The organism is Pseudomonas sp. GW821-FHT02C04, from assembly GCF_059421845.1.
Genome location: NZ_JBWKVT010000001.1, coordinates 798,971 through 821,773, shown reverse-complemented (window position 1 = coordinate 821,773; position 22,803 = coordinate 798,971). Strand labels below are relative to the sequence as shown.

The window sequence follows — 22,803 nt, the reverse complement described above, 5'->3', positions numbered from 1 at the left end:
AGGGAGGTTTTCAACGATGCCGTTACGGTCCCTTGAAACCTGGCCCCACGGCGCGATCATGCTGGATGCCGACCACACGCAATTCGCGTTGTGGGCGCCGGATGCGTTTTACGTCAGCGTCGAGCTGGGCAACGGTCGGTCTCTGCCCATGCTGCCGCAGGCGGATGGCTGGTTCGTGATCAAGAGCCGCTGCCCCGCCGGCAGTCGCTACCGTTACAACATCGACGGCGAACTGGAGGTGCCCGACCCGGCCTCCAGGGCGCAGGACGGCGACCTCGACCGCCAAAGTGTGGTTGTCGATCCGCACGCATATGCCTGGCGGAATACAACGTGGCAGGGGCGGCCCTGGAACGAAGCAGTGATTTACGAGCTGCATGTCGGTGCCCTCGGCGGTTTTGCCGAAGTTGAGCAGCATCTGGCGCGCCTCGCCGGGCTGGGCATCACCGCCATCGAGCTGATGCCGATCGCGCAGTTTCCTGGCGAGCGTAACTGGGGCTACGACGGCGTGCTGCACTACGCGCCGCAAGCTTCCTATGGCACGCCGGAACAACTCAAACATCTGATCGACAGCGCCCACGGTTATGGCCTGGCGGTGATTCTCGACGTGGTTTACAACCACTTCGGCCCCGACGGCAATTACCTGCATCGCTACGCCAAGGGTTTCTTTCGCGAGGACAAACACACCCCGTGGGGCGCGGCCATTGATTTCCGCTGCCGCGAAGTACGGGACTTCTTCGTCGAAAACGCCTTGATGTGGCTACTCGAATACCGTTTCGACGGACTGCGCCTGGATGCGGTGCATGCGATCGAAAGTCCCGACTTTCTGCCTGAACTGGCGCAACGCGTTCGCAGCCAGATCGACCCGGCCCGTCATGTTTGGCTGACCATCGAAAACGAACTCAACCAATCGAGCCTGCTGGAGGAAAACTACGACGCGCAGTGGAACGACGACGGCCACAACGCGTTGCACGTGCTGCTCACCGGTGAAACTGACGCCTATTACGCGGACTATGCGCTGCAACCCACGCGGCAATTGGCGCGTTGTCTGAGTCAGGGCTTCGTGTTTCAGGGTCACATTACCCGTCACGGCGAACCTCGGGGCGAGCCCAGCGAGCACTTGCCGTCCACGGCTTTCATTTTGTTCCTGCAGAACCACGACCAGATCGGCAACCGCGCGTTTGGCGAGCGCTTGCATCAATTGGCCGACCCGCGTGCGGTGGAAGCCGCGACCGTGCTGTTGTTGCTGTCACCGATGATTCCGCTGATGTTCATGGGTGATGAATACGCCGCCGAGCAACCGTTCCTGTTTTTCACCAGTCACCATGACGAACTGGCGAAGCAGGTGCGCGAAGGCCGGCGCAATGAATTCGCGGGGTTCAGCGCCTTCACCGATCCGCACAAGCGCGAGCAGATTCCCGATCCCAATGCCGAGCAGACTTTCCACGCCTCGCAACCCCGGCTGATCGGCAGCGGCACGCCGAAGCAGCAGGCAACCCTGGCGCTGTACCGTCAACTGCTGCAACTGCGCCATCAGTACATTATTCCAAACCTGTCCGGCACCCAGGCCCTCGGTGCCACGTTGCTTGACCGTGGCGCCGTCAGCGCGCGCTGGCGCCTGGGCGATGGCAGTGAACTGCGAATCGACCTGAACCTCAGCGACAAGCCCGTGGTCAACCCTCCACAGGCCGATGCGGTGTGGCGTTTGCAACATCCACCCGCCCCCGACCTGACGATGGAGGGCCAATTGGCCCCGTATTGCGCGCTCGTCAGCCTCACGGCCGCAACCCCTTTGCCACCCCTGGATGGAGAGCGCCTATGAGCGATGCGCAACTGGAAATTCTTGCCAGCCGAGCCGGCCTCGCGGTCGACTGGATCGACGCCAATGGTCGCCCGCAAAAAGTCGCACCGGCCGTGCTGCGCAATGTCCTTACCGGGCTCGGTCACCCGGCCGGCTCAGCCCAGGAAATCGACGCCAGCCTGCTGGAACTGCAACAAGTGCAACAGGACCGCCAACTGCCGCCCCTGCTGACCGCCGACGTCGGCGTGGGTCTGGATCTGGCGCGTTATTTCGAAGCCGAAAGCCCCTGTGAGATTCATCTTGAGGACGGCACGCGGCTGTCACTCAAGCTCGACGCCGATGCGGTGTTGCCCGGCGAGATCCCGGTCGGCTATCAGCAAGTTCACATCGCCGGTCAACAATTCACCCTGGCCGTGGCCCCCGAGCGCTGCTACAGCGTGGGCGATGCCGTGGACAGCCCGATCCCTCGCGCCTGGGGCCTGAGCGTGCAGCTTTACAGCCTGCGCCGCCCCGGCGACGGTGGCTTCGGCGACACCCTGGCGCTCGAAGAACTGGCCCGCAGTGCCGGTGAACGCGGTGCCGACGCCCTGGCGATCAGCCCGTTGCACGCGATGTTCAGCGCCGATACCGGGCGCTACAGCCCGTACTCGCCATCCAGCCGTCTGTTCCTCAATTCGCTGTATTCCGCGCCGGGGACCATTCTCGGCGAGCGCGCCCTGCGCGACGCCATCGACGCCGCCGGCCTCAACGATCAGTTCCAGCAACTGGAAAACCTGAAACTGATCGACTGGCCCAGCGCCGCCGACGCCAAGCAAAAACTCCTGCTGGCGCTGTACGAAGGCTTCACCCGTGGCGAGCACCCGTTGCAGGCGGATTTTTCCAGTTACCGCGATGCCGGCGGCGAAGCGCTGGAAAACCACTGCCGCTTCGAAGCCATTCAGGAAATGCGCGCCGCCCGGGGCGAAAATCTCGACTGGCGCGAATGGCCGGAGCACTGGCACGACCCGCGCGGCGCGGCCCTCGGCGCGTTTGCCGAGGAATACGCCGAGCGCATCGGCTACTTCGCGTTTTGCCAATGGTTGATTCACCGCTGCCTGGAGCGTGCACAAAACGCCGCTCGCAGCGCCGGCATGGGCATCGGTCTGATCGCCGACCTGGCGGTGGGTGCCGACGGCGCCGGCAGTCAGGCCTGGAGTTTTCAGGACGAGTTGCTGGCATCGCTGACTGTCGGTGCGCCGCCGGATATCCTCAACCGCTCCGGCCAGGGCTGGGGCATATCGGCGTTCTCCCCGGAAGGTCTGGTGCGCAACGGTTTTCGGGCGTTCATCGACATGCTGCGCGCCAACTTCGCCCACGCCGGTGGCCTGCGCATCGACCATGTGATGGGCCTCCAGCGGCTGTGGGTGATCCCCAACGGCGCGGCCCCGGCGGACGGTGCTTATCTGTATTACCCGGTGGACGACCTGCTGCGTTTGCTGACCCTCGAATCACACCGCCATCAAGCCATCGTGCTGGGCGAAGACCTCGGTACCGTGCCCGATGGCCTGCGGGAAAAACTGATCGCCCGCGCCATGCTCGGCATGCGCGTGCTGTTATTCGAGCAGGACAACACCCATTTCAAACCGACCCTCGACTGGCCGGACAACGCGCTGGCCACCACCAGCACCCACGATCTGCCGACGCTCAATGGCTGGTGGCATGGCCGGGACATCGACTGGAATGCGCGGCTCGGGCTGATCGACGCCAACGGCGAAATCGACTGGCGCCGTTACCGCGAACGCGAGCGCGAAGGCCTGCGCGGCGCCTTGAGCCAGGACCCGCAGAACTTTCGCGAAGAGTCCCACGAGGCCGATCAGGTGGTCGACGCTGCTGTCCGTTTCCTCGGCCACACCCGCGCGCCGCTGGTGCTGCTGCCACTGGAAGATGCGCTGGGGCTGGACGAACAGGCCAACCTGCCTGGCACCATCGACACTCACCCCAACTGGTCGCGGCGTCTGCCGGGCACCAGCGAAACATTGCTTGATGGGGTCGATGCCGCGCGGCGTCTGGAGCTGCTCGCCTGCGCCCGCCTTCAGGCTGCCGAGCGTGACCAATGATTGCAGCGCAAAACCTGACCTTGCGCGCCACGGTGCGCCTGCAATTTCATAAAGGATTTACCCTCGATCAAGCAGTGCCGCTGGTGGCGTACTTTGCCCGACTCGGCATCAGCCATGTTTACGCCTCGCCGCTGCTCGCCGCCCGCGCTGGTTCCATGCACGGCTACGACGTGGTGGACCCGACCCGGGTCAACCCTGAACTCGGCGGAGAACCGGCCTTGCGCCGGCTGGTCGCAGCCCTGCGTGAACACGGCATGGGGCTGATCCTCGACATCGTCTCCAACCACATGGCGGTCGGTGGCGGTGACAATCCGTGGTGGCTCGATTTGCTGGAATGGGGCCGGCTCAGCCCCTATGGCGAGTTCTTCGACATTCAATGGCACTCGCCCGACCCGTTGATGGAGGGCCAGTTGCTGCTGCCCTTCCTCGGCAGCGATTACGGCATTGCGTTGCAGGACGGCACGCTGCCGTTGGTGTTCAACGCCGAGTCCGGCACGTTCCATGTCGAGCATTACGAACACCACTTCCCGATCTGCCCCGGCGATTACGGCGAACTGCTCAAACCCGACGAGCCGGCAAACGAAACACTCAAGTCGCTGGCCGATTGCTTCAGCAGCCTCAGCTACCAGACCGACGCCCGTTCGCTGGCGACCCCGCTCAAGGAAGAACTGCAGCAACTGGCCAGCGACCCGCACATCCTGCAAATCATTCAGCGCAACCTCACGCGCTACGACTCAAAGACCGATGAAGGTTTCCAGCGGCTGCATCAACTGCTGGAGCGGCAAAGCTATCGTCTGGCCAGTTGGCGCACGGCGGCGGACGATATCAACTGGCGGCGCTTCTTCGATATCAACGAACTCGGCGGGTTGCGTGTCGAACGGCCGGCCGTGTTCGAGGCCACCCACGGCAAGATTTTCCAGTTGATCGGTGAAGGCCTGATCGACGGTTTGCGCATCGACCACATTGACGGCCTCGCCGATCCTCGGGGTTATTGCCGCAAGCTACGTCGACGCCTCGACTTTCTGGCACCGGGGCGACACTTGCCGATCTACGTCGAGAAGATCCTCGGCGAGGGCGAAACCCTGCGCACCGACTGGGCGGTGGACGGCAGCACCGGTTACGAGTTCATGAATCAGCTGTCGCTGCTGCAACACGACCCGGCCGGTGAACACGTGCTCGGCGACTTGTGGCAACGGCGCACCGAGCGCCCAGCGGCGTTTATCGAAGAAGCACGACTGGCGCGTCAGCAGATTCTCAACGGTTCATTGGCCAGCGATTGCGAAAGCGTTGCCCAGGCACTGTTGCAAGTGGCCCGGGACGACTTGATGACCCGTGACCTCACGCTCGGCTCGATCCGCCGGGTGTTGCAGGCGCTGATCGTGCATTTCCCGGTGTATCGCACCTACATCAGTGCAATGGGTCGCTCGGTGCAGGACGAGGTGTTTTTCCAGCAGGCCATGGAAGGTGCGCGGCAGACACTGAGCGAAAGCGACTGGCCGGTGCTCGAATCCGTAGCCGCCTGGCTCGGCGGCCAACCGTGGCGGCGCAAACCCCGTGGGCGGTCGCGCAAGATCCTGCGCCACGCCTGCGTACGCTTTCAGCAACTGACCTCGCCGGCCGCCGCCAAAGCCGTGGAAGACACCGCGCTGTACCGCTCGGCGGTGCTGCTGTCGCGCAACGACGTGGGCTACAACACCGAACAGTTCAGCGTACCCGTCAGCGATTTTCACGCGGCAAATCTGCAACGTCTGGCGACATTCCCCGACAACCTGCTGGCCACCGCCACCCACGACCACAAACGCGGCGAAGACACCCGCGCGCGTCTGGCCGTGCTCAGCGAACGCAGCCACTGGTACGCCGAGCAGATCGAATTGTGGCGCGCCCTCGCCCGGCCACTGCGCAATGACGATCAGGCGCCATCGTCCGCTGACGAGTTGATCCTTTATCAGGCGTTACTCGGCAGTTGGCCGCTGACACTGCACAACAACGACCAGGGCGGGTTCGCCGACTACGCCAAACGCATCTGGCAATGGCAGCAGAAAGCCCTGCGCGAAGCCAAGCTGCAAAGCAGCTGGAGTGCGCCGAACGAGGCCTACGAAAACGCCGCGCAATCCTTCACCGAGCAGCTGTTGCTGGCGCCGGAAGGTGAACTGCTGCGCGGGGCGCTGGCCAAGAGCGTCAACAGCATCGCTGCGGCCGGCGCCCTCAACAGTCTGGCGCAAACCTTGCTGCATATGACTGTACCGGGGGTGCCGGATCTGTATCAGGGCAACGAGTTCTGGGATTTCAGCCTGGTGGATCCGGACAACCGCCGGCCGGTGGACTACGACTTGCGAGAGCAATCCGTGAAACCCGCACCGGCATCGGAACTGCTGTCGAACTGGCGCGACGGGCGCATCAAGCAAGCATTGATCGCCCAAGTGTTGAACCTGCGCGCCGAACACACCGAGTTGTTTCGCCGCGGCTCGTACCAGGCCCTGGAGGTGCTGGGCAGCCAGGCGCACAACGTGCTCGCGTTTGCCCGCGAGCACGGGGGGCAACGGGCAATCGTCATCGTGCCGATCCGTTGCGCGACACTGCTGGAAAACGGTGCCGTCCCGCAGGTCGATGCGCTGCGCTGGGGCGATACGCGGGTCGAATTACCGTTCGCCGCCTCGGACGAAAATCTGAAGGGACTTTTTTCGAGCACCGCAGTCACAAAAAACAGGGAGCTGGAAGTCAGCGCTGCGCTGGGGGATGTCCCGGTCAATCTGTTTATCCAACACTTCTAGAAGCATGAGTTCAGTTCAGGAGCATTGCGATGAGTACCGACGATAAACGCATCCGCGAATTCGCCTATCAGATCTGGGAATCGGAAGGTAAGCCCGAAGGCCATGAAGCCCGCCACTGGGAGATGGCGCGCAAACTGGCCGAAGCCGAAGCTTTGGCACCGAAGAAATCGCCGAAGGCGGCGACTGGCAAAACGGCAGCCACCAAAGCCTCTGACACCAAGCCTGCTGCGGCCAAGCCCAAAACCACGACGGCCAAAGCCAAACCGGCGAGTGCCGCGAAAGTGATTCCACCGGGCGAAAAAGCCGCCGAGAAAAAGCCCCGCGCGCCCCGCAAGCCCCCGGCAGCCTGAGGCTTTTCTAACCGTTGAACTGAATGGCCGTGTGGCGGGTTCGCTCGCCACCGAGGGTTCACTCGTCCTTTAAAAATGCCCACCCCGATTTGCAGGAGCAATCATGACCCGTCCAAAGAAAGCCGAGCCCGCCGCACACGCCGAGCCCTCGCGAATCCGTGAAGGCCTGCCCTTCCCGCTCGGCGCGACCTGGGATGGTCTGGGGGTGAACTTTGCGCTGTTTTCCGCCAACGCCACCCGCGTCGAACTGTGCATTTTCGACGATGCCGGCGAAGTCGAGCTCGAACGCATCGAACTGCCGGAATATACCGACGAAATCTTCCACGGCTACCTGCCCGACGCGCACCCGGGCCTGATTTACGGCTACCGGGTCTACGGCCCCTACGACCCGGCCAACGGCCATCGCTTCAACCACAACAAATTGCTGATCGACCCCTACGCCAAGCAACTGGTCGGCCAGTTGAAATGGTCCGAAGCGCTGTTCGGCTACACCATCGGCCACCCGGATGCCGACCTCAGCTTCGACGAACGCGACAGCGCGCCCTTCGTACCCAAATGCAAGGTCATCGACCCGGCGCACACCTGGGGCAACGACCATCGCGTCAGCGTGCCGTGGGACAAGACCATCATTTACGAAACCCATGTGCGCGGCATCAGCATGCGCCACCCCGCCGTGCCGGATAACGTGCGCGGTACGTTTGCCGGGCTGATGGTCGACGATGTGCTGGAACACATCCGCAAACTCGGCGTCTCCACCGTCGAGCTGCTGCCGATCCACGCCTTCGTCAACGACCAGCATCTGCTGCACAAAGGCATGACCAATTACTGGGGTTACAACAGCATCGCTTTCTTCGCCCCGGATCCGCGTTATCTGGCCAGTGGCAAGATCGCCGAGTTCAAGGAGATGGTCGCGCACCTGCATGAAGCCAATCTCGAAGTGATTCTCGACGTGGTCTACAACCACACCGCCGAGGGCAACGAGCAAGGCCCCACCCTGTCGATGCGCGGGATCGACAACGCTTCGTACTATCGGCTGATGCCGGACGACAAGCGCTTCTATATCAACGATTCCGGCACCGGCAACACCCTGGACCTGAGTCACCCGTGCGTGCTGCAAATGGTCACTGATTCGTTGCGTTACTGGGCTAGCGAAATGCACGTCGATGGTTTCCGCTTTGACCTGGCGACCATTCTTGGCCGCTACCACGACGGTTTCGACGAACGCCACAGTTTCCTCGTGGCCTGCCGCCAGGACCCGGTGCTGCGCCAGGTAAAAATGATCGCCGAGCCGTGGGACTGTGGCCCCGGTGGCTATCAGGTCGGCAACTTCCCACCCGGCTGGGTCGAATGGAACGACAAGTTCCGCGACACCGTGCGTGCATTCTGGAAAGGTGACGACGGTCAGCTCGCCGACTTCGCCAGCCGCATGACCGCTTCCGGCGAGATGTTCAATCAACGCGGCCGACGACCTTACTCGTCGGTGAACTTCGTCACCGCTCACGACGGTTTCACCCTTAACGATCTGGTGTCCTACAACGACAAGCACAACGAGGCCAACGACGAAAACAACCAGGACGGCAGCAACAACAACCTGTCCTGGAACCACGGTGTCGAAGGCCCAACCGACGACCCCGAAATCAACGCGCTGCGCCACCGGCAGATGCGCAATTTCTTCGCCACGCTGTTGCTGGCCCAAGGCACGCCGATGCTGGTGGCCGGCGACGAATTCGCCCGCACCCAGGACGGCAACAACAATGCCTACTGCCAGGACAGCGAGATCGGTTGGGTCAACTGGGACCTGAGCGAGGACGGCAAGGCGCTGCTCAAATTCGTCAAACGCCTGATCAAGCTGCGCCTGACCTACCCGATACTGCGGCGCGGACGTTTTCTGGTGGGCGAATATAACGAGGACATCGGGGTCAAGGACGTGACCTGGCTGGCACCGGACGCCACGGAAATGACCACCGAGCACTGGCACGATGCGCACAACCGCTGCCTGGGCATGTTGCTCGATGGCCGCGCCCAGGAAACCGGCATCCGCCGCAAGGGCGCCGACGCGACGTTGCTGCTGGTGGTCAACGCCCATCACGACATCGTCAACTTCACGCTGCCGGAAGTGCCTGAAGGCAGTTTCTGGACCTGCATGGTCGACACCAATCAACCGTCGATCCGGGGTCAGGAGCGCTTCGATTTCGGGCATCAATATTCGGTTACAGGGCGCTCGCTGCTGTTGTTTGAACTGCAACGCGACGAAGAAGACTGAGCGCAAGGCACCGACACAGCGGCCTCCACCGCTGTGTCTACGTTCACGACTTGAGAGTTACGGCACAGCTTGAATAAAAAAAACCGGAGCAGATTGATCTGCAACGCGACGAACCGTGCGTCTTGAGCAATACTCAGCATCGCGGCAATCCAGGGTTCGGAGCGCTGCAGGGTTATCAACCAGCCTTCACGGGTCAGACACGCGTTGCCGTGGGTGACTGAAGGCCAGACTCAACAAGGACGTCCTGCCCCATGAAACCGTTATCTCTCAGCGAAAGCGGCCTGCCGGCGCAAATCTGGAACAGCGCCGCGCAACTCGACAATATCCCCGTCATCAACACCCATAGCCTCGTACCGCCCGGCGCTCGTGCGGTAGTCATTGCGCCACACCCCGGTGACGAAGTGGTGACCTGCGGCGGCTTGCTGCAACTGTTGTCTTCCCTTGGCCATCCCCTGCAACTGCTCTCGATCACCGACGGCAGCGCCAGCCATCCCGGCTCGCGCCAATGGTCGGAGAAACGCCTGAGCGTGTTCCGCCCCCAGGAAAGCGTCGAAGCCTTGCGCCGCCTGGGCCTGCCGATGCACAGCCTGAAATGGGTGCGCGGCGGTTTCACCGACAATGCCCTGTTTGAACAGGAAGCCCAATTGACCGAGTTCATCTCGCGTTACCTGCGACCCGGTGACGTGGTGTTCAGCACCTGGTGCGAAGACGGCACCGAAGATCATGAAGTGGTCGGCCGGGCCAGTGCCAAAGCCGCACGACTGGCCGGTGCCAGCTACCACGATGTGCCGGTCTGGGCCTGGCACTGGCCCGAGCGCGATCAGGCACAGATCCCCTGGCACCGCGCGCGCAAGCTGCGCCTCGATACCTGGACCGTCGCGCGCAAGAGCCACGCCACCCACGCTTACGCCAGCCAGTTGAACGGCGAACCGGCCATCGGCATTGCGCCGTTGTTGCCCAGGGCTATTCTGGAGCGCATGCGCCTGCCTTATGAAATTGTCTTCGTAGATTGAGGACCAGACACGGGCAGTCACTCCATGTGAACTGCCCGCGTCCGGATCAGTCGCATGAAAAGGCAGTCATGATTCAGAGGAGCGATCGTGTCCAGCGACCCCAAGCGTCACGTCATCGACGCACAGCCCTTGAACCCGTCGACCATCCATCGCCTGCGGGTGTTGACGGTCAACACGCACAAGGGTTTTACCGCACTCAACCGGCGTTTCATTCTCCCGGAGCTGCGTGAAGCGGTACGCAGTACCCGCGCCGACCTGGTGTTTCTTCAGGAAGTGGTGGGTGAACACGAGCGGCATTCGAATCGCTACAACGAGTGGCCGCAAACCTCGCAGTACGAATTCCTCGCCGACAGCATGTGGAGCGATTTCGCCTACGGCCGCAACGCCGTCTACCCCGACGGCCACCACGGCAACGCCCTGCTGTCCAAATACCCGATCCGCGAATACCGCAACCTCGATGTCTCGATCACCGGCCCGGAGCGCCGCGGTCTGCTGCACTGCGTGCTGGATGTGCCGGGGCACGTTGAAGTTCATGCGATCTGCGTGCACTTGAGCCTGCTCGAAAGCCACCGTCAATTGCAGCTGCAACTGCTCTGTCAGTTGCTCGAATCCTTGCCGGAGGACGCGCCAGTGATCATCGCCGGCGACTTCAATGACTGGCAGATGCAGGGCAACCTCACCCTCTCCCGCCGCGACTATCTGCACGAAGCCTTCGAGCGTCATCACGGACGGCCGGCCAAGACCTACCCGGCGCGCTTCCCGCTCCTGCGGCTGGACCGGGTCTACCTGCGCAATGCCAGCAGCCATGACCCGCAGATACTCGGCAACAAGCCCTGGACGCATTTGTCGGATCACCTGCCGCTGGCGGTCGAGGTGCATCTGTAGTTCGACCGCGCCACGAGCGTCTACACCAGCACCGACTACAGTAGCAATATTGACAGTAATGACCTGCGTGGCCTGGCAGGAAATCTGGGCGTTCGTATCAGTTGGCAAGCCGATAGCAGGCTAAGCAAACGCTCTGTTTCGCGGTTTAAGACGTGTTTCCCCCTGCAAACAACAACTTAGATATGTGCAGAAAAACAAACGCTTGCAGCTTCTGATTTAGCCATACCGCTCATCGTCCAATTTCTTGACGCAGGGACATCGGTCTTCTTAGCTCTACCTTACTACCCCCGGAAACACTACCCGGGGCGGGCCTTCGGACACTTGTGAAAACGGGTGGCTGCGGGTTCGCCTCGCTCCATTCGGTCGCCCCTCATTCGGGGTAGGAGAGACGCCAAGGCGAGATACCACATGCGCTAGCAAGGTAGATCTTCATGAAAACCTCACTCACCCCACACGAGATCAAAATCACCTTTTGCACCGTTTCAAGTTCTATCTTGCTGTGCTCATCCATGGAGGCGCAGGCGGGTCCTGCGGCGGATGAGACCACGCCCTGGTATCGCCAGGACGTGCCGATCCTGACGCTGCCCGCGACCGTCATCACCCCTGACCCGCAACGCTTGAGCCCGCGCCCCGACCTGCGCGGCAACTACCTGATCACCGAAGACCTTGCCCCCTCGGCCTGGGATCAACTCTACGGACAAGCCTCTCGCCAGGCACAGACCGACATCCTCAACCCCGGGTTCGCGACGCCCGGCGGCGGAGCGCTCAAAGGGCCGCCGGTGCTGACCCTGCAAGGCAGCAGCGGCCAGACCCAACGAATCGGGTTGATCGGCGGCATGAACCAGATCCAGGGCAACGGCAACGGTCTGATCGTCAACCGCGCCCTCGTCGATCCGACCACCGACACCCTCAACCTGCAAGGCCAGAGCCTCGGCGCCTACTACAGCCTGACCGGGTCCGAAGGCTGGCACGTCGATCTGTCGGCCAGCGGTGGCCGGGTCAGTGGTTTCAGCCGCAATGAACAGGGCGCGCGCCTGGCCACCGAAGGCAGTGCGCTGACGTTCTCGGTGGAGGGCGGTTTCCCGATTGGCCTGAGCGAAAACTGGGTTGTCGAGCCTCAGGCGCAGTTGATCAATCAGCGGATCACCCTCGACACGCCCTACGCGGGCTCGGGCAACGCTTCATCGAGTGACATTTCGTCCTGGAGCGGCCGGGTCGGCGCTCGGCTGAAAGGCAGTTACGACCTGAGCGGTTTGCCGGTCGAGCCCTACGTGCGCACCAACCTGTGGCACACGGTGTACACCGGCAACACGGTAACCCTCGATCAGGTGGACAAGATCAGCAGCAGCCGCAAGTCATCGACGGTGGAGTTGGGTCTGGGTCTGGTGGCGAAGGTCACGCCGTCGGTGAGCCTGTACGTCAGCGCCGACTACAGCAGTGACGTAGATGACAATGATCTGAACGGGTTGATCGGCAGTCTGGGAATCCGGATGCGCTGGTAAGGACGATTCCAGCCTTCCTGCGGGAGCGAGCAACTCGCTCCCGCAGGTGCTTCATCAACGTTCGGGCTTGAGGATCAACACCGCCAGTGGCGGCAGATTCAGCTCCAGCGACAACGCCTGACCATGGCTGGGTACGTCTTCAGTGAACGCCCCGCCACCATTGCCGTAATTGGAGCCGGCATAGGTGTCGGCATCACTGTTGAGCAACTCGATCCAGCGCCCGGCAAACGGTACACCCACCCGATACGACTGACGCGGCACCGGCGTGAAGTTGGCCACCACCAACACCGGCGAACCGTCCTTGCTCCAGCGCAGCCAGGCGTAGACGCTGTTGATCGCATCGTCACCGATCAGCCACTGAAACCCTTGCGGCGCGTCGTCCTGCTCGTGCAACGCTGGCTCGTCGCGGTACAAACGGTTGAGGTCACCGACCAGTTTCTGCACGCCTTTGTGCTCGGAATACTGGAGCAGATACCAGTCCAGCTGCTGATCGTGATTCCACTCGCGCCACTGGCCGAACTCGCAGCCCATGAACAGCAGTTTCTTGCCTGGATGGGTCCACATGAAGCTCAGGTAAGCGCGCAGGTTGGCGAATTTCTGCCAGCGGTCGCCGGGCATCTTGTCGATCAGCGAGTGTTTGCCGTGCACCACTTCGTCGTGGGAAATCGGCAGGATGAACCGCTCGGACCAGGCGTAGACCAGACCGAAACTCAACTCGTTGTGATGATGGGCGCGGTACACCGGATCCTGCTGGATGTAATGCAGCGAATCATGCATCCAGCCCATGTTCCACTTATAGGCAAAACCGAGGCCGCCCTGTTGGGTGCTTTGACTGACGCCAGGCCAGGCGGTGGATTCCTCGGCGATCACCAGCGCGCCCGGCGCCTCCAGCGCCACCACATCATTCAAATGGCGAAGGAAGTCGATGGCTTCCAGATTCTCCCGACCGCCGTGGCGATTGGGCACCCACTCCCCGGCCTTGCGCGAATAGTCGCGATAGAGCATCGACGCCACCGCATCGACCCGCAGCCCGTCGACGTGAAAATGCTTCAGCCAGTGCAACGCCGAAGCCAGCATGTAGCCATGCACTTCGGTGCGACCGAGGTTGTAGATCAGCGTGTCCCAGTCCTGATGAAACCCTTCCAGCGGGTTGCCGTATTCGTACAGCGCGGTGCCGTCGAACTGCGCCAGGCCATGGGTATCAGTCGGAAAATGCGCCGGCACCCAGTCGAGAATCACGCCGATTTCAGCCTGATGGCAGGCATTGATGAACGCCGCGAACTCGTCTGGCGTACCGTAACGTGCACTCGGGGCGAACTGCGACAGCAACTGGTAACCCCAGGAGCCACCAAATGGATGTTCCATGATCGGCATCAGTTCGATGTGGGTGAAACCCAGTTCCTTGACGTAGGGAATCAGTCGCTCGGCCAGCTCCGGCCAGGTGTACTGGCGGGCGACTTCACCGAGATCGTCGAGTTCACACTGCCAGGATCCGGCATGCAGCTCATAGATCGACAGCGGCGCATTATGCTGCTGGCGTTCGCTGCGCCCGTTCATCCAGTGCTGATCCTGCCAGTCGATCTGCAGCGGCGAGGCGACTTTGGACGCGGTGTCCGGCGGCAGGCTGGTGGCCAGCGCCATCGGGTCAGCCTTGAGCGGCAGGATGCCGTGAGCGCCGAGGATTTCGTACTTGTACAGATCGCCCGCCTGCAGGCGCGGAATGAACAATTCCCAGACCCCGGACGGATGCCGCAGACGCATCGGATGCCGACGCCCGTCCCAGACGTTGAAGTCACCGACCACCGACACCCGCCGGGCATTCGGTGCCCATACGGCAAACCGCACGCCGTCGACGCCATCGACGGTTTTCAGCTGCGCGCCGAGGCAACCGCTGAGGTCGCGATGATTGCCCTCGGCGAACAGGTACAAATCCATTTCACCGAGCAATGGCCCGAAGCTGTAGGGATCTTCCGCGACCTGTTCGCCACCGGCCCAGCGGGTGCGCAACTGATACGGCCGCGAATGCTCGAAATGGCCGACGAACAGTCCCGGCGTTTCGGTCGCCTCCAGCGGACCGCGCTCCTCGCCGGTGTCCTTGTCCAGCACCGTGACACTTAATGCACCGGGCAGATACGCCCGGATGAACTGCCCGCCGGCACTATCGCCGTGGGGCCCGAGAATGGAAAACGGGTCCTGATGTTCTGCGCGCACCAGGGCATCGATGTCCTTCGCCCTGGGCAGCAAGCGTTCTTTAACGTGACCCTGTTCCTTGTTCGAGAAACTCATGACTACTCTCCACCAAGATCGGAAAAGGGTTCAAGCCCCGTCAATAACCCATACAAACCGTGCAACGGCACAGGCAGCCAGGTGGGGCGATTTTCGGCTTCATAGGCCACCTCGTAGGCCGCTTTCTCCAGGCCGAACAACGCCAGTGCGGCGTCGGCACCTTCAGGATCTTGCCAGGCATGATCAAGACTAGCTGCCGCCCGGCGATATGCCTCGACAAATGCTTCCCGCGCCTCACGCAAGTAGCGTTCCGCTACACGCCGACGCGCCGCTTCGGCCTCGGGACTGTTGTCGACGTTGTGCACATTGATGGTCATCGCGGCGGCGTAATCGAATGAGCGCAGCACCCCGCTGACATCCTTGTACGGGCTGTGTTTGCCGCGACGTTCGGCCAGTGGCCGCGCCGGCTCGCCTTCGAAATCGATCAGGTACGCATCGCCCTTGATCACCAGTACCTGGCCCAGATGCAGATCGCCGTGGACACGGATCCGCAAGCCACCTGCAGATTTTTTCGCCAGTTCCTGCACATGGGCGAGGATGATTTTTTTGTTGTCGAGTAGACGACCGACAAGCTTCTGATCTGCCGAATCGAGTTCGCCCTGATGCTGCTTGAGCAGCTTCAGCGCATGCTCGAACTGAGCGCCCACATCCTTGCCGCTCGCCTGCGCATCCTTGGCCGAGCTGACCTGTGGTGCGAAGTCCTTGTTGTCACTCGGCGCTGCCAGCACCTGATGCATTTCCCCCAGACGCTGCCCCAGCATGCCGGCGAAATCCTTCAGTTCGCCGAGCGCGTTGTAGTGTTGCGACTGTTCGGACACGGCATCCGCCAGCTCGTCGCGCAACGCCCGTTCGAGGTTGTTCTGCGTCCATTCCCAGGCGTCGCCCTGATTGCTCAAGTAGCCTTGGGCGATCATCAGCAGGTTGTCTTCGCCCTTCCCGTCGCGACGAATCACCGAGCCGAGCAGCGGGGAGATATTGGCGAATCCGGCGGCGGTCAGGTAAGCGCTCATCTCCAGCTCCGGGTGGACGCCGGAAGCGACTTTACGGATCAGCTTAAGTACCAGACTGTTGCCGATCACCACCGAACTGTTGGACTGCTCGGCAGACAGATAACGCACTTCGGACTCAGCGCCGAGGCCAAGTTTGTCGAGTTGCGGCGTGGACTCGAAACGGATCTCGCCGTCACTGGATTCCAGCACCGCCCCGCCCTGCATGCCTTGCAGCACCGCACGAATAAAGGCTTCCAGGCTGAACGCATCGGTAATCAGCCCGACCTGACGAACCCGACGCACCCGCGCCAGGGCCAATTGCTGTGGCAAGGCCGGCCCGACCTGATCTTCCGCAATGAAGCCGAACGGCAGTTGGTAACGGCTGGTCTGGCCGCCGCTGCTGACTTCGATTTCACTGAGCAGCACCGGATGCTGCGCGTCGCCGAAACGCACGCCATAGGCCAGCCGGACCTGCTCGATGGCCGCATCCTTGCCGGCGAACCAGCGGCGGTTCTGCAACCAGCTCGGCAGGATGCCCTGCTCGAGCGTTGCGCGGGATGGCGCCTCAAGCAATTCTTCCATGCGTTTTTTCAGCACCAGCGTGGTGAAGTCCGGCAGGCTCTGCGCCGGCTCGACGTGCCAGCTCGGCATCTGGTTTTCCGCCGCGAGGCCGAACCAATAGAAGCCATACGGCGCCAGAGTCAGCAGAAAGTTGAGCTGACCGATGGGCGGAAACGCGTTACCACCGAGCATCTCCACCGGCACCATGCCGACATAGGCCGACAGGTCCAGCTCTACGGCTTGGGCACTGCGCGAGACGTTGGCCACGCACAGAATGATTTCGTGCTTGCCGTCCGGCCCGGTGTATTCGCGGGTGTAGGCCAGAACACGACGGTTGGCCGGCGACAGCATCTTCAAGGTGCCGCGACCGAAGGCCTTGGACTGCTTGCGCACGGTCAGCAGGCGACGGGTCCAGTTCAGCAGCGAATGCGGATCACCCGCCTGAGTTTCGACGTTGACCGACTGATAGCCGTACTGCGGGTCCATGATCGGCGGCAGCACCAGACTGGCCGGGTCAGCCCGGGAAAAACCGCCGTTGCGGTCGATCGACCATTGCATCGGCGTGCGCACGCCGTCGCGGTCACCAAGGTAGATGTTGTCGCCCATGCCGATCTCATCGCCGTAGTACAGCGTCGGCGTGCCGGGCATCGACAGCAGCAGACTGTTGAGCAGCTCGATGCGGCGGCGGTCGCGTTCCATCAATGGTGCCAGGCGCCGACGAATACCGAGGTTGATCCGCGCGCGACGGTCAGCGGCGTAGTAGTTCCAGAGGTAGTCGCGCTCCTTGTCGGTGACCATCTCAAGCGTCAGTTCATCGTGGTTGCGCAGGAAGATCGCCCATTGGCAGTTGGCCGGAATTTCCGGGGTCTGGCGCAGAATGTCGGTGATCGGGAAGCGATCCTCCTGGGCCAGCGCCATGTACATGCGCGGCATCAGCGGGAAGTGGAACGCCATGTGGCATTCGTCGCCATTGACGCCCTCGGCGTCGGTGTCACCGAAGTACAGCTGGGTGTCTTCCGGCCATTGGTTGGCCTCGGCCAGCAGCATTCGGTCAGGGTAGTTGGCGTCGATTTCGGCGCGAATCTGCTTGAGGACGTCGTGGGTCTCCGGGAGGTTTTCGTTGTTGGTGCCGTCGCGCTCGATCAGGTACGGAATGGCATCCAGACGCAGGCCGTCGATGCCCATGTCCAGCCAGTAACGCATCACCGACAGCACGGCTTTCATGACTTGCGGGTTGTCGAAATTCAGGTCCGGCTGGTGCGAATAGAAACGGTGCCAGAAGTACTGCCCGGCCACCGGATCCCAGGTCCAGTTGGACTTTTCGGTGTCGAGAAAAATGATCCGGGTGCCGTCGTATTTCTGGTCGTCATCCGACCACACATAAAAGTCGCGAGCCGCCGAGCCGGGCTTGGCTTTGCGCGCACGTTGAAACCATGGGTGCTGATCCGAGGTGTGGTTGATGACCAGCTCGGTGATCACTCGCAAACCACGCTTGTGCGCCTCGGCAATGAAGCGCTTGGCGTCTGCCATCGTCCCGTAATCGCTGTGCACGCCACGGTATTCGGCGATGTCGTAACCGTCATCGCGCCGTGGCGACGGGTAGAACGGCAGCAGCCAGATGGTGTTGACGCCGAGGTCGGCGATGTAATCGAGTTTGGCGATCAGCCCGGGAAAATCGCCGATCCCGTCGTTGTTGGAGTCGAAAAAGGATTTGACGTGGACTTGATAGATGACCGCGTCCTTGTACCAGAGCGGGTCCTTGATGAAGGTGGCTGACTTGGGTTTCTTCGCCATGTGAAACTCCTGTTAAATGCAATAAGGGCGACCCGCGCAGATCGACAGATCGTTCCCACGCTCTGCGTGGGAATGCCGCCATGGACGCTCTGCGTCCGCCGCTGGGACGCAGAGCGTCCCGGGATGCATTCCCACGCGGAGCGTGGGAACGATCAGGTCAAGGGGCGGTGATCCGCCAGATCCCGAACGGCTGATAAGCCGGGTCGATCCGCATGAACTGGTACTTGCCGTGCCAGTCCCAGCGATGGCCGTTCATCAGGTCTTCGCCGTGGGTGGTGGCGTCGTCCGGCAGGCCCATCTCCCACAGTGGCAATTCGAAATTGGCCTCCTGCGCGTGGTGCGGATCGAGGCTGACGGCCACCAGAATGAAATTGCTGCCATCGGCGCTGCGCTTGCCGAAGTACAGAATGTTGTCGTTCCAGGCGTTGTAGATCTTCAGGCCCAGATGGCTGTGCAGCGCCGGGTTCTGCCGTCGGATGCGATTGAGCTGGGCGATCTCGGCGATGATGTTGTCGGGCGCATTGAAGTCGCGGACGCGGATTTCGTACTTCTCGGAATCGAGGTACTCCTCCTTGCCCGGCACCGGCGCCGACTCGCACAGTTCGAACCCCGAATACATGCCCCACAGGCCCGAGCCCATGGTCGCCAGCGCCGCACGGATGAGAAACCCGGGACGCCCCGACTCATGCAGGAACGCCGGGTTGATGTCCGGTGTATTGACGAAGAAATTCGGCCGGTAGCACTCGCGCCACGGCGATTCGTTGAGTTCGCTGAAATAGCTCGCCAGTTCGGCCTTGGTGTTGCGCCAGGTGAAATAGGTGTAGCTCTGGGTGTAACCGACCTTGCCCAGCCGCGCCATCATCGCCGGCGTGGTGAACGCTTCGGCGAGGAAGATCACTTCGGGGTACAGCGTGCGCACATCGGCGATCAGCCATTGCCAGAACGGCAGCGGTTTGGTGTGCGGGTTGTCGACGCGAAAGATCTTCACGCCCTCCTCGACCCAACCGACGACTATGTCACGCAACTCGACCCACAGGCTCGGAATCGCTTCCGGGGCATAAAAGTCGACGTTGACGATGTCCTGGTATTTCTTCGGCGGGTTTTCCGCGTATTTGATCGTGCCGTCCGGCCGCCAGTTGAACCAGCCCGGATGCTGCTTGAGCCACGGGTGATCCTGGGAACACTGGATCGCAAAATCGAGGGCGATTTCCAGACCATGATCAGCGGCAGCCGCCACCAGTCGACGGAAGTCCTCACGGGTGCCGAGCTGCGAGTGAATCGCTTCGTGCCCGCCTTCTTCGCTGCCGATCGCATAAGGGCTGCCCGGATCATCCGGCCCCGCCGTCAGGGAATTGTTGCGGCCCTTGCGGTGGCTGCGGCCAATCGGATGAATCGGCGTGAAATACAACACGTCGAAACCCATGTCCTGAATCATCGGCAGGCGCGAATGCACGTCATTGAAGGTGCCGTGGCGGGCGGGATCGTCGGTGATCGAGCGGGGAAACAGCTCGTACCAACTGGCGAATTCGGCCAGTTCACGCTCGACGTCCAACGGAAACTCGGCGCTGATGCTCAGATACGGGCGGTGATCGGCTTCGGCCATCAGTTGCGCACTCTGCGGGTGCAGAAACAGCGCCACCTGCTCGGTTTCGAGCAGCCCGGACAATTCGTGGTGCAGCGCCGCCAGCCGCTCACTGAGCGGGCCTTCGCTGCGCTCGGCTGCCTGTTGCACCATCGTGCGGCCCTCTTGCAACTCCAGGCTCACCGGGACGGCGGCAGTGTGCTTCTTCTCCAGTTCGTACTGAAAACTGGCGAACTGATCGATCCACGCTTCGATCAGGTACAGATAACGGCCCATGCGCTGGGGCCGGAACCGGCCTTCCCAGCCGTTATTGCCCTGATCGGCCATGACTTCGCTTTGCCAGACTTCCTCGCCCTCTTCGCGCCAGCGGATACGTACCGCCAGTTTGTCGTGGCCATCAGCGAAGATCTTGCTGGTGACCACGATTTCGCGCCCGACCACCGCCTTGACGGCAAACTGCCCGCCATCCAGCGATGGCCGGGTGTTTTCAATGACGATGCGTGGCAGCAGCAACGCCTGCGACAGCGGAATGTGCGGGTTGTAGCTCTGTTCGGAGGGTTTTTCAGCAGTCATTGAGCATCTCTCCTTAACGCCCCAAGGACGCTCGTTTGCCTGTTTGGCGATCACGGCCGGGCCTGCGCCCGACGATGAACTCTCTCAGGTTCCGAGCGACCCTCGCCGGCAAAAGTTCACAGGGATTTGCCCCGCCACAAAATCGGATCGAATTCGCGGTGAAGTGGTCAACCCACTTAAGCACTTCTCACGCCATGTGCCACACGGAGGTTCAACTGATGAGTATTCCGATCCCCGCTGAAACACCCGATCCGAACATCGACAAACCGGTTCTGCCCGAAACCGAGCCGCAGCCGATCCCCGAGCAGGATCCGCCAGGCACCACGCCACCGCCCAAGGAAGAGCCACCGTCGACCATGCCGCCAGTGATCGTCTAGCGACCATTAATCGGTTGCGCAGAACGATCACTCGGGGCTGCGCCCTAACCTTTCAACACCCTTGGAAAAAAGGACAGCCCCATGACCGTGCGCATCGAAAACCAGACCTGTTTTTTCGCCACCGAAAACGGTGAGCAGATTCGCCTGTGCGGTGACCTGACAATAATCACCGACAGTGAAAAATCGATGTCAGCCGTGGAAATCGAAGGCCGGCGCGTTTACATCACAGAGGCCGAAGCCGATGCGCTGACCGTCGCAGGCGCCCGAGACGGACGCAAACACCTCAAGGCCACCGACAGTGATTCGGTGATTTGACTGACCCCGGTCAAGATCCAGCGCAGACGTCTGGGATAGGCATCTGCGCCCCGCCCTGCCAGCTGCTTCAAGTTGTCGCAGGGCTGGGCGCAAAACCCATCTGATACGCTTTTTATTGAAATACCTGAGTCTGTTATGCAAACAGATCGGCGCTCATAGTTCACTGGCCTGATGGAGGCTGATGAGCGAACGACCATGAGCGAACGAATCCCCGTCCGAACCGTAGAAGCAACGCCTCACATAAAAAAAGTACCGGCGCGCCCAATGAAGGCGAAGAACGCCAGCAGCGACAACCAGATATTCACCCGCAGCTTCACCGGCCTGTTCCGCACCCTGCGCATGAGTGGCGCGGGGTTTCTGTTCCTGTTGTTTTTCGGCACCGTGTGGCTGAACTGGGGCGGACGTCAGGCGGTGCTCTGGGACCTTTCCGAAAGCAAGTTCCACATCTTTGGCGCGACCTTCTGGCCGCAGGACTTCATTCTGCTGTCGGCGCTGCTGATCATTGCGGCGTTCGGCCTGTTTGCTATCACCGTGTTCGCAGGCCGGGTCTGGTGTGGTTACACCTGCCCACAAAGTTCGTGGACATGGATCTTCATGTGGTGCGAGAAGATCACCGAAGGTGAACGTAACCAGCGCATCAAGCTGCAAGCTGCACCGTGGAGCCTGAACAAACTGGCGCGGCGTGCAGCCAAGCACACGCTGTGGCTGGCGATCAGCGTGTTGACCGGCCTGACCTTTGTCGGCTACTTCACCCCGATCCGCCCGCTGGCCGAAGAGCTGCTGACCTTGCAGATCGGCGGCGTCAGTCTGTTCTGGGTGCTGTTTTTCACCGGTGCCACCTACATCAACGCCGGCTGGCTGCGCGAAGCGGTGTGCATGCACATGTGCCCGTACGCACGATTCCAGAGCGTGATGTTCGACAAGGACACCCTGGCAATTTCCTACGACGTGGCCCGGGGCGAAAACCGTGGCCCGCGCAAACGCGACGTGAAACCGGCCGAAGCCGGTCTCGGTGATTGCATCGACTGCCAGTTGTGCGTGCAGGTCTGCCCGACCGGCATCGACATCCGCGACGGCCTGCAAATGGAATGCATCGGCTGCGCAGCGTGCATCGACGCCTGCGATTCGATCATGGACAAGATGAATTACGCCCGTGGTTTGATCCGCTACACCTCCGAGCGTGAGTTGCAGGGTGGCAAGACGCACTTGCTGCGTCCAAGGCTGATCGGCTACGTCGCAGTGCTGTTGCTGATGATCGGTGCCCTCGCCCTGGCCCTGGTCGAACGGCCGATGGTGTCGCTGGACGTGACCAAGGACCGTGGTCTGTTCCGCGAGAACGGCCAGGGCCAGATCGAAAACATCTACACCCTCAAAGTCATCAACAAGACCCAACAGCGCCAGGACTACAACCTGAGCCTGGTGGATGGCGACGGCTTCCAGCTGCAAGGCAAGACCGAACTGAGCCTGGCAGCAGGCGAGATCGTCGATGTGCCGGTGTCGGTGGCGATGACCACGGAACGTGCGGCCAGCAGCTCGCAGACCTTGAGCTTCAAGATTGCCGACAGCGATGAGCCCGAGGTTTATAGCGTGGCGAAGAGCCGGTTTGTTGCGCCGATGAATCGTTGAACCTTTAAGATGCAACCCTTTG

The 22,803-nt window shown here is 61.8% G+C and carries 14 protein-coding genes; 11 read left to right on the top strand and 3 right to left on the bottom strand.

All coding sequences use genetic code 11. The features are described 5' to 3' along the window. The first annotated feature begins 16 nt into the window (after positions 1–16). The 8 genes from treZ to AC07VV_RS03795 all read left to right on the top strand — a co-directional run bounded on the left by treZ (position 17) and on the right by AC07VV_RS03795 (position 12,678). Positions 17–1,819 carry a malto-oligosyltrehalose trehalohydrolase gene (treZ, locus tag AC07VV_RS03830; protein WP_495035357.1) on the top strand — a complete coding sequence of 601 codons (1,803 nt, stop codon included), beginning with the start codon at positions 17–19 and terminating at the stop codon, positions 1,817–1,819. Then, positions 1,816–3,894 (top strand): 4-alpha-glucanotransferase, encoded by a 2,079-nt coding sequence (gene malQ, locus AC07VV_RS03825; protein ID WP_495035356.1) that lies wholly within the window; start codon positions 1,816–1,818, stop codon positions 3,892–3,894. The genes treZ and malQ overlap by 4 nt, the downstream gene beginning before the upstream one ends. Next, positions 3,891–6,665, top strand: a complete 2,775-nt coding sequence (locus AC07VV_RS03820; protein ID WP_495035355.1) for a malto-oligosyltrehalose synthase — start codon at positions 3,891–3,893, stop codon at positions 6,663–6,665. The genes malQ and AC07VV_RS03820 overlap by 4 nt, the downstream gene beginning before the upstream one ends. Before the next feature lie 29 nt (positions 6,666–6,694). After that, a complete protein-coding gene (locus AC07VV_RS03815) occupies positions 6,695–7,015 on the top strand; it encodes a DUF2934 domain-containing protein (protein ID WP_495035354.1) in 321 nt (106 codons plus the stop codon). 103 nt (positions 7,016–7,118) lie between these two features. Beyond that, entirely contained in the window at positions 7,119–9,278 is a 2,160-nt protein-coding gene (glgX, locus tag AC07VV_RS03810) for a glycogen debranching protein GlgX (RefSeq protein WP_495035353.1), read from the top strand. Positions 9,279–9,529: 251 nt separating this feature from the next. Continuing rightward, entirely contained in the window at positions 9,530–10,291 is a 762-nt protein-coding gene (locus AC07VV_RS03805; protein ID WP_096820270.1) for a PIG-L deacetylase family protein, read from the top strand. Positions 10,292–10,378: 87 nt separating this feature from the next. Then, positions 10,379–11,176, top strand: a complete 798-nt coding sequence (locus AC07VV_RS03800; RefSeq protein WP_495035352.1) for an endonuclease/exonuclease/phosphatase family protein — start codon at positions 10,379–10,381, stop codon at positions 11,174–11,176. A 431-nt stretch (positions 11,177–11,607) separates the two neighbouring features. Beyond that, the gene (locus tag AC07VV_RS03795; RefSeq protein ID WP_495035351.1) at positions 11,608–12,678 is read left to right on the top strand and encodes an autotransporter domain-containing protein; all 1,071 of its coding nucleotides are present in this window, start codon (positions 11,608–11,610) and stop codon (positions 12,676–12,678) included. A gap of 54 nt (positions 12,679–12,732) precedes the next feature. On the opposite strand, the gene glgB is transcribed toward AC07VV_RS03795, so the two are convergent. The 3 genes from glgB to AC07VV_RS03780 all read right to left on the bottom strand — a co-directional run bounded on the left by glgB (position 12,733) and on the right by AC07VV_RS03780 (position 20,463). Then, positions 12,733–14,964, bottom strand: a complete 2,232-nt coding sequence (glgB, locus tag AC07VV_RS03790) for a 1,4-alpha-glucan branching protein GlgB (protein ID WP_495035350.1) — start codon at positions 14,962–14,964, stop codon at positions 12,733–12,735. A gap of 2 nt (positions 14,965–14,966) precedes the next feature. After that, positions 14,967–18,308, bottom strand: coding sequence for a maltose alpha-D-glucosyltransferase (gene treS / locus AC07VV_RS03785; RefSeq protein ID WP_495035349.1), 3,342 nt, complete (start codon positions 18,306–18,308; stop codon positions 14,967–14,969). 157 nt (positions 18,309–18,465) lie between these two features. Continuing rightward, entirely contained in the window at positions 18,466–20,463 is a 1,998-nt protein-coding gene (locus AC07VV_RS03780; RefSeq protein ID WP_495035348.1) for an alpha-1,4-glucan--maltose-1-phosphate maltosyltransferase, read from the bottom strand. 218 nt (positions 20,464–20,681) lie between these two features. On the opposite strand from AC07VV_RS03780, the gene AC07VV_RS03775 reads away from it, so the two are divergent. The 3 genes from AC07VV_RS03775 to ccoG all read left to right on the top strand — a co-directional run bounded on the left by AC07VV_RS03775 (position 20,682) and on the right by ccoG (position 22,781). Then, positions 20,682–20,840 (top strand): hypothetical protein, encoded by a 159-nt coding sequence (locus AC07VV_RS03775; RefSeq protein ID WP_495035347.1) that lies wholly within the window; start codon positions 20,682–20,684, stop codon positions 20,838–20,840. 81 nt (positions 20,841–20,921) lie between these two features. Then, the gene (locus AC07VV_RS03770; RefSeq protein WP_102621368.1) at positions 20,922–21,155 is read left to right on the top strand and encodes a DUF3203 family protein; all 234 of its coding nucleotides are present in this window, start codon (positions 20,922–20,924) and stop codon (positions 21,153–21,155) included. Positions 21,156–21,350: 195 nt separating this feature from the next. Continuing rightward, positions 21,351–22,781 carry a cytochrome c oxidase accessory protein CcoG gene (gene ccoG, locus AC07VV_RS03765; RefSeq protein ID WP_495035346.1) on the top strand — a complete coding sequence of 477 codons (1,431 nt, stop codon included), beginning with the start codon at positions 21,351–21,353 and terminating at the stop codon, positions 22,779–22,781. Positions 22,782–22,803 lie beyond the last annotated feature (22 nt).

Coding starts and splice junctions, on each gene's coding strand:
- treZ (WP_495035357.1), top strand. CDS start 17: ATGCCGTTACGGTCCCTTGAAACCTGGCCCCACGGCGCGATCATGCTG.
- malQ (WP_495035356.1), top strand. CDS start 1,816: ATGAGCGATGCGCAACTGGAAATTCTTGCCAGCCGAGCCGGCCTCGCG.
- AC07VV_RS03820 (WP_495035355.1), top strand. CDS start 3,891: ATGATTGCAGCGCAAAACCTGACCTTGCGCGCCACGGTGCGCCTGCAA.
- AC07VV_RS03815 (WP_495035354.1), top strand. CDS start 6,695: ATGAGTACCGACGATAAACGCATCCGCGAATTCGCCTATCAGATCTGG.
- glgX (WP_495035353.1), top strand. CDS start 7,119: ATGACCCGTCCAAAGAAAGCCGAGCCCGCCGCACACGCCGAGCCCTCG.
- AC07VV_RS03805 (WP_096820270.1), top strand. CDS start 9,530: ATGAAACCGTTATCTCTCAGCGAAAGCGGCCTGCCGGCGCAAATCTGG.
- AC07VV_RS03795 (WP_495035351.1), top strand. CDS start 11,608: ATGAAAACCTCACTCACCCCACACGAGATCAAAATCACCTTTTGCACC.
- glgB (WP_495035350.1), bottom strand. CDS start 14,964: ATGAGTTTCTCGAACAAGGAACAGGGTCACGTTAAAGAACGCTTGCTG.
- treS (WP_495035349.1), bottom strand. CDS start 18,308: ATGGCGAAGAAACCCAAGTCAGCCACCTTCATCAAGGACCCGCTCTGG.
- AC07VV_RS03780 (WP_495035348.1), bottom strand. CDS start 20,463: ATGACTGCTGAAAAACCCTCCGAACAGAGCTACAACCCGCACATTCCG.
- AC07VV_RS03775 (WP_495035347.1), top strand. CDS start 20,682: ATGAGTATTCCGATCCCCGCTGAAACACCCGATCCGAACATCGACAAA.
- AC07VV_RS03770 (WP_102621368.1), top strand. CDS start 20,922: ATGACCGTGCGCATCGAAAACCAGACCTGTTTTTTCGCCACCGAAAAC.
- ccoG (WP_495035346.1), top strand. CDS start 21,351: ATGAGCGAACGAATCCCCGTCCGAACCGTAGAAGCAACGCCTCACATA.